The 13,227-nt window shown below is 66.7% G+C and carries 13 protein-coding genes; 11 read left to right on the top strand and 2 right to left on the bottom strand.

Annotation, left to right across the window (positions count from 1 at the left end; translation table 11 throughout):
• Positions 1-113 precede the first annotated feature (113 nt).
• Positions 114-2,570, top strand: coding sequence for a CaiB/BaiF CoA transferase family protein (locus AC5WS7_RS00580; RefSeq protein ID WP_495952329.1), 2,457 nt, complete (start codon positions 114-116; stop codon positions 2,568-2,570).
• A 22-nt stretch (positions 2,571-2,592) separates the two neighbouring features.
• Here the strand turns inward: AC5WS7_RS00580 and AC5WS7_RS00585 are convergent, their stop codons facing one another.
• On the bottom strand, positions 2,593-3,279 hold the full coding sequence (locus tag AC5WS7_RS00585) for a TetR/AcrR family transcriptional regulator (RefSeq protein WP_495952330.1): 687 nt from the start codon (positions 3,277-3,279) through the stop codon (positions 2,593-2,595).
• A 252-nt stretch (positions 3,280-3,531) separates the two neighbouring features.
• Between AC5WS7_RS00585 and AC5WS7_RS00590 the strand changes: the two genes are divergently transcribed.
• From AC5WS7_RS00590 to AC5WS7_RS00625, 8 genes are read left to right on the top strand one after another with little or no spacing between them, the layout of a single operon-like run.
• Positions 3,532-4,350 (top strand): mycofactocin-coupled SDR family oxidoreductase, encoded by an 819-nt coding sequence (locus AC5WS7_RS00590; RefSeq protein ID WP_495952331.1) that lies wholly within the window; start codon positions 3,532-3,534, stop codon positions 4,348-4,350.
• A gap of 47 nt (positions 4,351-4,397) precedes the next feature.
• Positions 4,398-5,861, top strand: coding sequence for an aldehyde dehydrogenase family protein (locus AC5WS7_RS00595; protein WP_495952332.1), 1,464 nt, complete (start codon positions 4,398-4,400; stop codon positions 5,859-5,861).
• Between the two features lie 15 nt (positions 5,862-5,876).
• Complete coding sequence (locus AC5WS7_RS00600; RefSeq protein ID WP_495953697.1) at positions 5,877-6,299, top strand: FAS1-like dehydratase domain-containing protein; 423 nt, start codon at positions 5,877-5,879, stop codon at positions 6,297-6,299.
• Positions 6,296-6,700, top strand: a complete 405-nt coding sequence (locus AC5WS7_RS00605; protein WP_495952333.1) for a MaoC/PaaZ C-terminal domain-containing protein — start codon at positions 6,296-6,298, stop codon at positions 6,698-6,700. Before AC5WS7_RS00600 ends, AC5WS7_RS00605 begins: the two co-directional genes overlap by 4 nt.
• Before the next feature lie 15 nt (positions 6,701-6,715).
• A complete protein-coding gene (locus AC5WS7_RS00610) occupies positions 6,716-7,855 on the top strand; it encodes an amidohydrolase family protein (RefSeq protein ID WP_495952334.1) in 1,140 nt (379 codons plus the stop codon).
• Positions 7,852-9,066 (top strand): thiolase C-terminal domain-containing protein, encoded by a 1,215-nt coding sequence (locus AC5WS7_RS00615; protein ID WP_495952335.1) that lies wholly within the window; start codon positions 7,852-7,854, stop codon positions 9,064-9,066. The genes AC5WS7_RS00610 and AC5WS7_RS00615 overlap by 4 nt, the downstream gene beginning before the upstream one ends.
• Entirely contained in the window at positions 9,063-9,509 is a 447-nt protein-coding gene (locus tag AC5WS7_RS00620; protein WP_495952336.1) for a Zn-ribbon domain-containing OB-fold protein, read from the top strand. Before AC5WS7_RS00615 ends, AC5WS7_RS00620 begins: the two co-directional genes overlap by 4 nt.
• A 2-nt stretch (positions 9,510-9,511) precedes the next feature.
• Entirely contained in the window at positions 9,512-9,724 is a 213-nt protein-coding gene (locus AC5WS7_RS00625) for a hypothetical protein (RefSeq protein ID WP_495952337.1), read from the top strand.
• 13 nt (positions 9,725-9,737) lie between these two features.
• Here the strand turns inward: AC5WS7_RS00625 and AC5WS7_RS00630 are convergent, their stop codons facing one another.
• On the bottom strand, positions 9,738-11,246 hold the full coding sequence (locus AC5WS7_RS00630; protein ID WP_495952338.1) for an acyl-CoA synthetase: 1,509 nt from the start codon (positions 11,244-11,246) through the stop codon (positions 9,738-9,740).
• Between the two features lie 291 nt (positions 11,247-11,537).
• Between AC5WS7_RS00630 and AC5WS7_RS00635 the strand changes: the two genes are divergently transcribed.
• Together AC5WS7_RS00635 and AC5WS7_RS00640 are read left to right on the top strand one after the other, a co-directional pair.
• Complete coding sequence (locus tag AC5WS7_RS00635; protein ID WP_495952339.1) at positions 11,538-13,037, top strand: MFS transporter; 1,500 nt, start codon at positions 11,538-11,540, stop codon at positions 13,035-13,037.
• Complete coding sequence (locus tag AC5WS7_RS00640; protein ID WP_495952340.1) at positions 13,037-13,219, top strand: hypothetical protein; 183 nt, start codon at positions 13,037-13,039, stop codon at positions 13,217-13,219. Before AC5WS7_RS00635 ends, AC5WS7_RS00640 begins: the two co-directional genes overlap by 1 nt.
• Positions 13,220-13,227 lie beyond the last annotated feature (8 nt).

A 13,227-nucleotide genomic window follows, 5' to 3' on the forward strand; every position in this document is an offset into this window, starting at 1 on the left:
ATCTTGCAGCACAACGACGCCCGGACTGTGAGCGGCGATGCGTTCGCGTGCCGCAGTCCGGGGTGCACAGACCAACTCATCCCTGTGAACAGGCATTATTTCCTGGAGTTCGCATGCCCTCCGAAACCGACGACGCCGCGGCCGGGCCGCTGGCCGGACTGGTTATCGTCGATCTGTCGACCACACTTCCCGGATCTCAGGCTACTCAATTCCTGTCTGACGCCGGTGCTGATGTCATCCTCGTCGAACCGCCCGGCGGTAGCCCGCTGCGGCGGGACGCCGGTTGGCCGGGGCTGCTGCGCGGTAAGCGCAGCATCACCCTGGACCTGAAGGAGCACGCGGGCCGGGAAACCCTGGACGGCCTGCTCGGCCTAGCCGACGTGCTCGTCACCACCATGCGGCCCCGTGCCGCGGATCGGCTCGACCTCACCGCGGACCGGCTGGCCGAACGATTCCCGCGATTGGTCACGGCCATGATCACCGGGTGGGGGCAGCACGGGCCGTGGGCGGACCGTAAGGGTTACGAGGGGCTGATCCTGGCCGAAACCGGTGTGCTGCACTCCAAACGTCAGCTCACCCCGGGTGACGACCCGGCCTATGTGAGCGTGCCGTACGCGTCGTTCGGCGCCGCGCAGGCCGCGATCCAGGGCATTCTCGCCGCACTGGTCGAGCGGTCCGTCAGTGGGCTCGGCCAAGTGGTCGAGGCCGATCTGGTGACCGGTGTGGGCGCCTACGATCCGTACAACTGGTTCTACGAACTGATCCTGGGGCGCTACCCGGAGGCCTTCGAGCCACTCGGCGCTGCCTTCGATGATCAGGGCCGTCCGCAGGCGTACCTGATGTACGCGCTGCTCGCCGCGGCCACAAAGGACGGCGCCTGGTTGCAGTTCGCCCAGACCGCCCCGCGCCTGATGCAGGCCTGGCTCACCGAACTCGGCGTGACCGAGGAGCTGAAAGATCCCAAGTGGGACGGATTTCCGATGCTACCCACGCCCGAGCTGCGCTTCGAGTGGTGGACCAAGATGCTCGACAAGGTCCAGGAACGCACGCTCGCGCAGTGGCAGGAGGTCTTCGAGCGCAACCCCAATCTGTTCGCCGAACAGTTCCGGTCCGCTGACGAGGCGCTGGATCATCCGCAACTGCTGCACGACGGGCGCGTGGTCACTGTCGAGGACCCCGAGCTCGGGCCGGTGCGGCAGCCGTCCACACTCGTGCACGCGCACGGCCGGCCGCTGACAACCCTTCGGCGCGCGCCGTGTCCCGGTGAGCACACCGAAGAGATCTCACGCATGGCCGAAAGCCATGCGCCGCAGACCGATTCGGAATCCCGCACGGCAGCGCCGCGATATCCGCTGGCCGGAATCACCATCCTCGAACTGGGCGCGATGTACGCAGGGCCCTACGGCGCGACACTACTGGCCGACCTCGGGGCGCGGGTGATCAAGGTCGAGCCTCCGGAGGGGGATCTGATCCGCACACTGGTCGCCTTCCCGGAGGCCGGCGGCGCGAAAGTGTTGCAGGGCAAGGAGAGCATCGCCATCGATCTTTCGACACCAGAGGGCAGGCAGGTACTCCGCGATCTGGTGCCGCTGTGTGACGCGGTGCTGCAGACATACCGCGGCGGGGTGGCCGAACGGATGGGGATCGACGAGGCCGCGTTGAAACGGATCAAGCCGGATCTGGTCTATCTGAATGCCCCCGGCTACGGCCTGGACGGCCCGTACGGGAGCAAACCCGCCTACGCCCCGTCCATCGGGGCCGCATCGGGTGTGTCGAAAACCGATGCGCCCATGGTGGATTCGAGTCCCCGGGACCGTGCGGAGCTGCTGTACGGCGCACGGCACAGCTACGTGGGCGGCACGATTCCGGCGGTACAGACCGACGGCATGGCGGCGCTCGGCGTGGCCTCGGCGCTGTTGCTCGGCCTGTGCGCGAAAGGTCGCGGCGTCGAGTTGGACGGCATGGTCACGACCATGCTCGCCACCTCCACCCAGGCGCTGATCGCGCGCAACACCAGCTACGCCGGTCGACCCGACCTCCCACGGGTGGACCGCGAATTCCGCGGCTTGAGCGCCCTCTACCGGCTGTACCGCGCGGCCGACGGCTGGGTCTTCCTCGCCGCGCCCCAGGACGACGAATGGGACGCACTGGTCACCGCGCTCGGCGAGTACGACGAACTCCGCGACGAACGGTTCGGCACCACGCACGCCCGCGAGGTCGAGGACGCGGCGCTGGGCGAGGTGCTGGAAGGGATCTTCCGCACTCGCCCCAAGGCGGTCTGGGAATCGCTACTGACCTCGCATGACGTCGGATGCGCGGTGGTCGCCCAGGAACCGGCCGAACGCCGGATGCAATCCGACGAGTTCTATGCGGCCGGATACGCCGTCGACGCGTACAGCCCGTTCTTCGACGAGCATCGCCGTCTCGCACCTCTGAACCGGTTCTCCCGGTCCGAGTCGAACGTCCGGGGCGGATGTCTGATCGGCGAGCACACCGATGCGCTGCTGGCCGAGATCGGATACGACGCGGAACGCATCTCCGCACTACGCGCTGAACAGATCGTGCACTGAGGCAAAGAGATACGGCTTCCGGTCAGGGCGCGCCGGTCGTGCTCGCGCTGTCCGGAATCAGTGCCAACGTGTGCTCGGACACCGGAGCGGCGAGCATGGCCACCCATCCGTCGACGTAGTTCTCCAGTTGTACGGGGCGGATCGTGCGGCCGCGCCGGGCGTGCTCGCCGAGCAGGTTGAGCACGCTGTTGTAGAGCTGCACCCCGCGCCCACGCCGGAGTTGTTCGGGCACCTGCGCGAGCGCGCTCGGCTCGAGTTCGGTCAGCACGTCGATGCGGGTGTCCTCGAACTCCCTGGGCCAGTATTCCGAATGTGCGGAAGGGCTTTCGCTGAGCCGAGCCAGGAACGGGACGAACATCTCACCGGCCTCGATGCTCTCGAGCAACGGCCGGACGATGACCCAGATGGCCGCGCGGGCCAGGTCCGCCGGCGGGTTCTTGTGTACCTCGGCGAGCAGGGCGGCCCGGCGCGCGTCGATGTTCCGGTAGCGGAAGTCGATCAGCGCGCCCACCAGCCCCGCCTTGGAACCGAAGTGATAGGTGATGACCGAGGTGTTGGACTGACCCGCCTCCACTTGGATCTCACGCAGGGTGACACCGTCGACGCCACGCATGGCGAACAGGCGTTCCGCGGTCTCCATCAGTAGTTCGCGGGTCGCTTCGCCGGTGATGTGGCGGCGGCGTCCGGCCGGTCGGGAGGACACTGACATGCCGTCATTCTTACACGCACTTATTAATGTTATTTCCTTAAAAAGTATGGACAGTTCGACCGGTCGGTGGAATCATCTGAACCGGAAGGATTCTCTCGCCGCTCCAGCGGCGGATTCGTCCGTCTGCCGTAACGCGAAGGCGCACAAGCGAATCGCGCTGCGGCCGGTTCGTCGTGGCCGCGGGCACGGTACCGGCACTCCATACTGCCGCCGAGGATCCGGCGCCATCACAGACAAGTAGAGGAGTACGAGGTGGACAGGAAGGTCGCGTTCATCACGGGTATCGGCCGGGGACAGGGCCGGGCGCACGCGGTCGAACTCGCTTCGCGCGGGTTCGACATCGCCGGCCTGGACATCTGCGCGGATATCGAATCGATGGACTATTCGAACGCGACCGCGGCGGACCTGCGCGAGACCGTGCGGGCCGTGCAGGACGCGGGTGGCGCGATCGTCGCGGAAAAGGGCGATGTGCGCAGCCGCGAGGACTTGCAACGGGTGCTGGATCTCGGCGTCGAGCGCTTCGGGCGCGTCGACGTGCTGATCGCGAACGCCGGAATCATCCGGCTCTCGCCCGGCGGCGACCGGGACCGCACCTGGTCCGATGTCATCGAGGTCAACCTGACCGGCGTCTGGCGCACGATCGAGGTGGTGCTGCCCGCCATCCGGGCCGGGGAGCGCGGCGGGTCGATCGTCATCACGAGTTCGACGGCCGGACTCAAGGGCATGGGCAGTGACAAGGCGGGCGCGCAGGCGTACACCGCCGCGAAGCGGGGGCTGGTCGGGTTGATGCAGGTACTGGCCAATCAATATGCGCCGGAACGTATTCGGGTCAACACGATCCATCCGACCGGGGTCGTGTCGGGGATGACGCAGAACCCGGTGATGGCCGCGCTGCATGCCGAGGCGGCGACGGGGGACAGCAACTCCATCAGTCAGATGCGCAACGCCCTGCCGATCGACATTCTGCAGGCCGAAGACATCGCCAAGGCCGTCGCGTGGCTGGTGTCCGATCAGGCCGCATATCTCACCGGCGTGCAACTCCCGCTCGACGCCGGATTCAGCGTGCGCTGAAAACTGTTGCACCAGAACATGTTCGATTTCCCCGAGAGGCAGAACCCATGACCGCGACCGCCCCCGAAGTTCGCCTACGCTACGGCGATACGGTGCTGGACACCGGATCCGGTGGCAGCTACGAGCATCGCAATCCGTACAGTGGTGAGCTGCAAGCGGTGATTCCGCTGGCCGGCGCGGCCGAGATCGACGGCGCGGTCGAGGCCGCCGCCGCTGCGGCCGAGTCGTGGCGGCGCTGGACCCCGGAGGCCCGCCGCGACGTACTGAACCGATTCGCCGATCTGCTCGCCGAACACCGGCAGCAGTTCGCCGAACTCCAGGCGCTCGACGGCGGCACGCCATTGCAGTTCGGATTGCGCCTGGTGGACAACACGATCACCTGGACGCGCTACTACGCCGGATGGTGCGACAAGCTCGCGGGCCGGCTGATCTCGACGCTCGACACCCGCGGATATTTCTCGTACACCGCGCCGGAACCCTACGGCGTGGTCGGCCTGATCCTGACCTGGAACGGTCCGGTCATCGCCTTGGGGATGAAGGTCATGCCCGCGCTGGCGGCCGGTAACTGCGTGGTGGTCAAGCCCTCGGAGTTCACCCCCTTCGCACCACAACTGTATGCCCAGTTGCTGCGGGAAGCCGGTGTGCCGGAAGGCGTTTGCAGCATTCTGCCCGGCGGGCCCGAAGCGGGCGAGGCCCTGGTGCGCAACCCGAGAGTCGAGAAGGTGAGTTTCACCGGCGGACCGGCGGCAGGCCGCGCGATCATGCACGCCTGCGCCGAACAGCTCAAACCGCTGCTGCTGGAGCTGGGCGGCAAAACCGCCAGTATCGTCTTCCCGGACGCCGGCGACCTGGACGCGGTGGCCGCCCGCGCGGTGCGCGACAGCATCGGGGTCCTGGCCGGGCAGGGCTGCGTGATCCCGACGCGACTGCTGGTGCACGAGGACATCTACGACGAGGTCCTCGAACGCGTCACCGCGGTCGCCGCGACGTACCGGGTCGGCGATCCCCTCGATCCGGATGTTCGGGTCGGTCCCCTGATCAATGCCGCTGCGGTGGAACGGGTCTGCGGGATGTTGGACCGGGCCCGGCGTGATGACGCGGGCCGCTTCCTGCTCGGCGGCGGACGGGTGGGCGGTGATCTGGCCGGAAAGAACTTCGTCGAGCCCACGATCATCGCGGACGCCGATCCACGACACGAGATCTCGCAGGTGGAGATTTTCGGTCCGGTGCTGCTGGTGTACCGGTTCCGGACCGAGGACGAGGCCGTCGAGCTGGCGAACAGCACGCCCTACGGATTGGGCGCGAATATCCAGTCGACGAATCTGATTCGGGTGCACCGCGTCGCCGAGCGGCTGAAGGCCGGCGGGGTCTACGTGAACGGGGCCCGCCAGAATCTGCCGCACACGCCGTTCGGCGGTGTCGGCATCAGCGGATTCGGCCGGGAGGGTGGCCGGGCGGGCATCGACGAATTCTTGCGGTACAAGACCGTGTCGATCATCGAGCCGGACTGAGTCGCCGTGTCCGTCATGCCCGTCGAACGAGGAAAGGTGCGCGAGTACGCCGTCGCGACCGCCGCACCTCCGGAATACCACGACGATCCCAAAGCCTGTGTCCCGCCGACCTTTCTGGCGACCGTGACCTTCTGGTGCGACCTCGGGCACTCGGTGCGCGCCCCCGAGGTCGAGGCGGCGTGTGCCAGTATCGGGATCTCCGCGCACGTGCGGAATTTGTTGTCGCTGGAGCAGGAGTATCTCTTCCACGGGCCGCCGCCCCGGGTGGGTGACACGCTGCGGATCTCCGAACGCCTGCGCGATGTGCGGATCACCCGCGCCCGCAGCGGCCCGATGGTGATCGTGCGTTTCACGGTGTTCTTCGACGATCCGCAAACTGGTGGCCCGCGCGCCGAATGTCGGTACACCTCAGCGTATCTGAGCAAGGAGACCGGATGAGCGAGCCGATACCCGGCGACCGTCTGCCCGAGCGCGAGTTCGGGCCGGTGACCATGACCGACATCGTGCGATACCAGGGAGCGAGCGGCGATATGAACCCGATGCATCACGACGACGAACTGGCTCGCTCGGCCGGATATCCGGCGGCGTTCAGCGTCGGGATGCTCGGCGCGGGTTGGCTGGCCGCCTACTGCACCGAGTACTTCGGCCAGGACAGCGTGCGGCGATTCCGCACCCGGTTTCGCCGGGTGGTGTACCGGGGCGATCGTCTGCTCGCCTCGGCCGGTGTCGTCCGGACATTCGAGCACACGGGTGAGCGGCGCGTGCAACTCTCGCTCGAATTGCGCAGCGGTACAGGTGCACTCGTGATCGAGGGCGACGCGGAATTCGCGCTCACCTAGAAAGGAAATTCCAGCATGTCCAAGATCTGGACCAATTCCGGCGACTCGCATTTTCTCGAGCCCGCTGATCTGTGGGAATCGCGATTGCCCGCACGGCTCGCGGCGCTCACGCCGAAATCCGAGGCCGATCCCGACGGGGAGTACGAAACCGTGCACGTCGACGGCCAGTCCTTCCGCCGCAAACTACCGACCTCCGCGGCGATGGAGTTCCTCGAGGAAAGCCGCAAGGCGCAGGGTATCCGTGATGCGAGGGTTCGTCTGACCGACCTCGACCACGAGGGCGTGTGGGGTGAGGTCATCTTCCCGTCACTGGGCATGTGGGCCTCCACTTTTCGCACCCCGGAGCTGCTGCGGTCCTGTCTTCGCGCCAGCAACGAGTGGGCGCTCGAGGAGATCACCTCGGTGTCGCAACGCTATGTCGTGACCGCGCAGATTCCGACGCTGCGCGTGGAAGATGCTGTGGCGGAACTGGAATGGGCCGCCGCGCACGGTTTCAAGGCGGTATTCCTGCCCACCACACCGCATGCCAGCGCGCCGGACTGGCACCGCACCGAGTGGGAGCCGCTGTGGGACGCGGCCGAACGAGCCCGGATGGTGCTGGCCATCCACATCGGCACCGATCCGGTGGACATGGTCTCCGGCGGGGTCGGCGTGGTGTATCGCGGGCCCGGCGGCGCGGTCATGAATTACGCGGAGTCGACGTTCTCGGGGCAGCGGGCCGCCATGAAACTCGTGGCTTCAGGAGCGCTGGACCGGCATCCAGATCTGAAGGTGCTGATCTCCGAGGGTGGCGCCACCTGGATTCCATTTCTGGGCGACCGCATGCGCGAGGGCTACCGCCAGCACAACCGGTCGGTCCGGCCCAAACTGTCGCGGGATCCGAAGGAGATCCTCATGACGCAGGTGTACGCGTCGTTCCAGCACGACGAAACCGCCGTTGCCGCGTATGAATCCATGGGTTACCACAACGTCATGTTCGGTTCGGACTATCCGCACATGGAGGGCACCTACGGACACACCCAGGACACCTTGAAAACGCTGTTCGACGGTGTCTCCGACGAGGTGCGGCTACGGATCACCCAGGGCGCGTTCTACGAACTGTTCCCGGACGTGCCGCCGGTGCCCGTCGCCGAGACCGGACAGGCGATTCGGTGAGCGCGCAGCAGGCCGGGCTGCGTGATGTAGCGATCGTCGGCGTCGGCGCGACCCCCTACTACCGGCGCGGGGAATCGGCTGACAAGAGCATCACCCGGCTCGCGAGCGAAGCGATCCTGGCGGCCTGCGCGGATGCGGGTCTGTCGGTGCGTGATATCGACGGCTTCGCGTACTACTCCGGAGCGGGCGCGGGATACGGTGACAAGATGGAGTCGGTCGACTTCATGGAGACGCTGGGGATTCCGGAGGTCCGGTTCTCCGCATCGCTGACCTCCGGTGGTGGCGGGTCCGCGGGCGCGATCGGGCTGGCGCGCGCGGCGATCCTCGCCGGCGACGCCTCCGTGGTTGTGACGGTCATGGCGCTACAGCAGCAGAAGCAGCGTCTGGGCACGGTGATAGCGAGCAAGCCGGTATCGCCGGTCGGTTCGTTCCTGCAACCGTTCGGGCTGGCCGGGCCCGGCCACCTGATGTCGGTGCTGGCGCGTCGGCATATGCACGAATTCGGCACTACCAGAAATGCTTTCGCTGAGGTCGCGATCTCCACTCGGGCGAACGCGGTGAACCGGCCCAAGGCCATCCGGCGCACGCCGCTGACCCGGGAGGAGTACTTCGCGGCGCCGATGATCGCGGAACCGTTGTGCCGCTACGATTTCTGCCTGGAGACCGAGGGCGCGGTCGCGGTGCTCACCACCTCCCTGGACCGCGCCCGCGATCTGCGGCAGCCGGCGGTGCCGGTCGTCGCGGTCGCACACGGTGGCCGGCGGGACTGGGGACGGGCCTTCACCTGGTACGGCATGTCCGACGAATCGTTCACCTCTGCGGGCAACAAGCCGATCGCCGAGCGGCTGTACAAGCAGGCCGGTGTGACGCCCTCGGATATCGACGTCGCACTGCTCTACGACCACTTCACCCCCATGGTGCTGATGCAGTTGGAGGACTACGGATTCTGCCCGAAAGGGGAGAGTGGACCGTTCGTCGAGGACGGCAATATCCGGTACTCCGAACGGCGTCGTTCGGGCGCGATCCCGGTCAACCCGCACGGCGGGCAACTGTCGGAGGCGTACGTCATCGGGATGACCCATATCGTCGAAGGAGTCGAGCAGATGCGCGGGACAGCGATCAATCAGGTCGAGGACGCGGAGCTGGCGCTGTGCACCGGCGGCCCGGCGAGCCTGCCGGTCAGCGGTCTGATCCTGGGGCGGGACCGATGAGTGCGGGCCCGAAGGCCGTTGCTCTCCCGGCCGAAATGGTGACAATCGCCACCGATGTCGTGACCGAGCCGTTCTGGCAGGCCGCGCGGGCGCGGCGGCTGGTGGCCGCGCAGTGCGCGGACTGCGGGACCTTTCGGCAGCCGCCGACCCCGTTCTGCCCGGAATGCCTTGCCACCGAGATGGATTGGCCGGAGCTGTCCGGCCGGGCCACCCTGTACAGCTTCGCGGTGGTGCACGGATTTCCCGGACTGCCGGAGGTGACGCTCGTGCCTGCGGTCGTGGAACTGCCCGACGCCCCCGGCATCCGGTTGGTGACCAACGTGATCGACATCGAACCCGGCGACGTACGGATCGGAATGGAGCTGACGGCCGACTTCCACCCGATTTCCGACGGCTGGCTGCTGCCGGTCTTCCGTGCAGCGAAATCCACACAGGGAGAATGAGAATGGCGGAACCGACATACGAGAGTGCCCTCGAGGAGAAGCCGCTCGAATTCCTGGCCGGTATCGCCAACAGCGGAGGATCCTGTGACGGCCAGGCGATCGTCCCGGACGGCGACCACTACCGGTGCTGGTGCTCCTGCGGCCTCTGGACCGTCGAGGCTCCCGACCAGGCCGAGGGCGTTCGGCTGGCGCGGATGCACACCGCGGCACGGTGATTCGGCGGCGCGGCTAAACCGTGTCGCCGGCCAGGCGCCGAATCAGTTCGCGCCGTAGAACTTTGCCGCTCGGCAGGCGTGGTACCGCGTCGAACGATACGGATCTCGGGCATTTGAAATGCCCGAGATTGCTGCGGCAGTGCGCGATCAACTCCTCGGCAAGCCGCGGGCCCCTCGCGCGCGGATCGGCGGGCTGTACGACGGCGTGCACCCGCTGGCCGAATTCCGCGTCCGGCAGACCGATGATCGCGACGTCGGCGACCGCGGGATGCAGGGCCAGCACGTCCTCGATCTCCTGCGGGTAGATGTTCACCCCGCCGGACAGGATCAGATCGGTGCGACGGCCCGACAGGTACAGGTACCCCTCGGCGTCCAGGTGCCCGAGGTCGCCGAGTGTGTTCCACCCCCGATCATTGTGTGCCGCAGCTGTTTCGGACGCATTGTGATGATAGGAGAAGTCGCCGGCGTCGGCGAACCAGACCGTGCCGATCTCGCCCGGTGCGAGTTCGTTGCCGTCTTCGTCGCAGATGTGCACCGTGCCGCGCATCAGCTTGCCGACCGAGCCCCGGTGCGTCAGCCACGCCGGAGTGTCGATCATGCAGAACCCGGTGCCCTCCGAGCCTCCGTAGAACTCCAGTAGTACAGGGCCCAGCCAGTCGATCATCCGTTCCTTGACCTCCACCGGGCATGGTGCGGCGGAGTGCACGACCACGCGCAGGCCGGACACATCGTAGCGCCGGCGAACGGGTTCGGGGAGTTTGAGCATCCGCACGAACATCGTCGGAACGAACTGCGCGTGCGTGACGCGATGTCGGTCGATCAGCCCCAGAGCCTGCTCGGCCTCGAACTTCTCCATGACCACCGCGGTACCGCCGTTGCGAATCGTGCCCATCGTCCACGCGAGCGGCGCGGCGTGATAAAGGGGACCGGGACTCAGATAGACGGTGTCGCGGTCGAAGCCGAAAGCGGCGGCCATCCGGTGATCGATCGGAAGTCCGGTACCGAACGGCATTCCGGATATCCGGGGCAGAATTCCTTTGGGCCGCCCGGTCGTTCCGGACGAGTAGAACATGTAGTAGCCCTCTGCCTCGTCCCGGATCGGCGCGGTGGATGTGCCATCCAGGAGTTCGGTGAGGCTCTGCGCGCCCGCGCCCACTCGCCGCAGATCGGGCTGGTCGCGGCCGATCGCGGCGGCCAGATGTTCGAGACGGAGTGAGTACAGCAGCACCTTCGCACCGCAGTCGCGCACGATGTAGCTCGCCTCGGACTCGGATAAATGCCAGTTCACCGGCGTGTAGAGCAAGCCCGCGCGCTGTGCGGCCCACACGATCGGGAACAGCTCGATCGTGTTGTCGAACAGCGTCGCGATGTGATCTCCGGTGCGGAGTCCGAACTCGCGGAACAGTCGTGCGATCCGGTTCGATTCGGCTTCGAGTTCGCGATACGAGAGCGCTGCCCCCGAATCGCCCATGATGATGGCGGGTTTGTCGCCGAATTCGGCCGCGAGTGTCGTGAGGTGCATCCGGTGCTCCTGCTGAGGTGCGCTGGGGAGATCGAGTGTTTCGGTCAAGAGCCATCACCAGTAGGCGACTGCCTCTGAGCGGTAATCGGAACACTCTTGATGCGGTGTGTCGCCGACCGGCCGAGACGATTCCGCTCAGTGGGAGAAATCGGGTGTGGTTCTCGCGCAAACGTTGTGATGTGCGGCACGCGTCATCCGCATTCGGGCGGGTGGGGCGGCCATCGGCTCGCGGCGCGGCCCGGCGTGCTCCGGATGCGGCGGGACGGTGCGGATTCTCGAAAGGACTCGACGATGAGTGCTGTTGCTGATCCGGGCGAATCGTCCGGCACTCCCGAAACGTGGACTCCGCGGCTGATATTCTCCCTGGTCTCGATCGTGCTGCTGCTGGAAATGCTGACGGTCGGGTACATCATGGTGTCGATCACGCTGCCGGCGGTGTCGGCGCATTTCCGGACCACCCAGGGAGCGTGGGTGCTCACGGTGAACATGCTCGTCGGCGCGGTGCTGGGGCCGTTGCTGGGCAAGCTGGCCGATATGTACGGAAAACGGCGAATCCTGTTGGCATGCATCGGCGTTGCGGTCGTGGGATCCGCCGTCGCCGCAGCCGCACCGAGTTTCGGGCTGATGGTGCTGGGCCGGGGCCTGGCGGGTGCGCTGACCCCGTGTGTATTCCTCGCCTATTCGCTGGTCCGCGACGTCTTCCCGGCCAAGACGGTCGCGCTCGCGGTCAGCGTCGTCACCACCGGTCTGGGCCTGTTCGCGATTCCCGCGCCGTTCCTGACCGGTTGGCTCCTGGACGATTTCGGCTTTCGCGGCGTCTACTGGTGCCTGACGATCGGCACCGCGCTGTTCGGGCTGATGATCATGGTCAGCACCGAGGAGTCGCAGGTGCGGTTGCGAAGCCGGATGGATTTCGCGGGTGCGTTACTGCTCGGCCTCGGCATCGCGGGGGTGCTGGTCGCGGTGAGTTTCGGTCCGGAGTGGGGCTGGACGAACGCGGCGACGCTGACCTACCTGATCGGGGGAGTGGCCCTGTTCATCGCCTGGCTGATCTCGGCGGCCATCGTCCGGGAGCCTTTGCTGAATCTGGACATCCTGCGTGAGCGGTCGATCATCTTCGTCACCATCGGCGCCTCGGCGGCGTACGGCCTGAGCGCGTTGGTGACGGTGCTGCTGCCGATGATCGCGATGACACCCGCCTCGACCGGGCTCGGCTACGGATTCGGTATCAGCGCCAAGGGGTACGCGATCTTCCAACTGCCGCTGGGCGGGATGGTCGTGGCCGGCGGCGCGATCGCCGGGGTGCTGGTGGGCCGGAACATGCGGCCGCGCACGCTCATGATCACCGGTCTGGTGCTGATGGCGGCGGGCTACGTATGCCTGTCGACGCTGTACGACCACGAACCGGCGGTGCTGGTCGCCGCGGCGCTGCTCGGCACCGGGATGGGATTCTCCTATGCGTCGGTGCCGAACCTGCTGATCGAGGTCGTGCCGCCGGAACTGCTCACCAGTACCTCCAGCATCACCAACACCTTTCAGAGTGTGGCCTCGGGTGCGTTGCCGGTGGTGGTGTTCGCGGTACTGAACAACTCCTATCTCGCACCGATTCCCGCGGACCAGCTGCACGGGGCAATCCTGTACACGGGCAAGGGATTTCAGGTCGGTTTCCAGATCGGTGCGGTGGTGGCCGCCGTCGGGGCGCTCGCCGCGGTGCTGCTGCCGCGCACGCTCCGCCGGGTTCGGTCCGAGCAGCAGCCCGCTGTGCGCACGGTCGGCGACGTGGTGACGTGATGGTGGGTCTGATCGTGGCGGCCAATCTGTCGGTCCTGCTGTTCACCCTGGTCTGCCATGCCTACGACCGGCACACCTTCGCGGTGTCCGCACGCAGTCACGACCATGCGTGGCCGGATAGAGTATCCTCTTTATTGACGGCACTGAGAAAACTGCGGCGGAAATGCGGGGAGACTTCATGAAGAGGGTA

It is taken from the genome of Nocardia sp. PLKS1-43 (genome assembly GCF_059510335.1).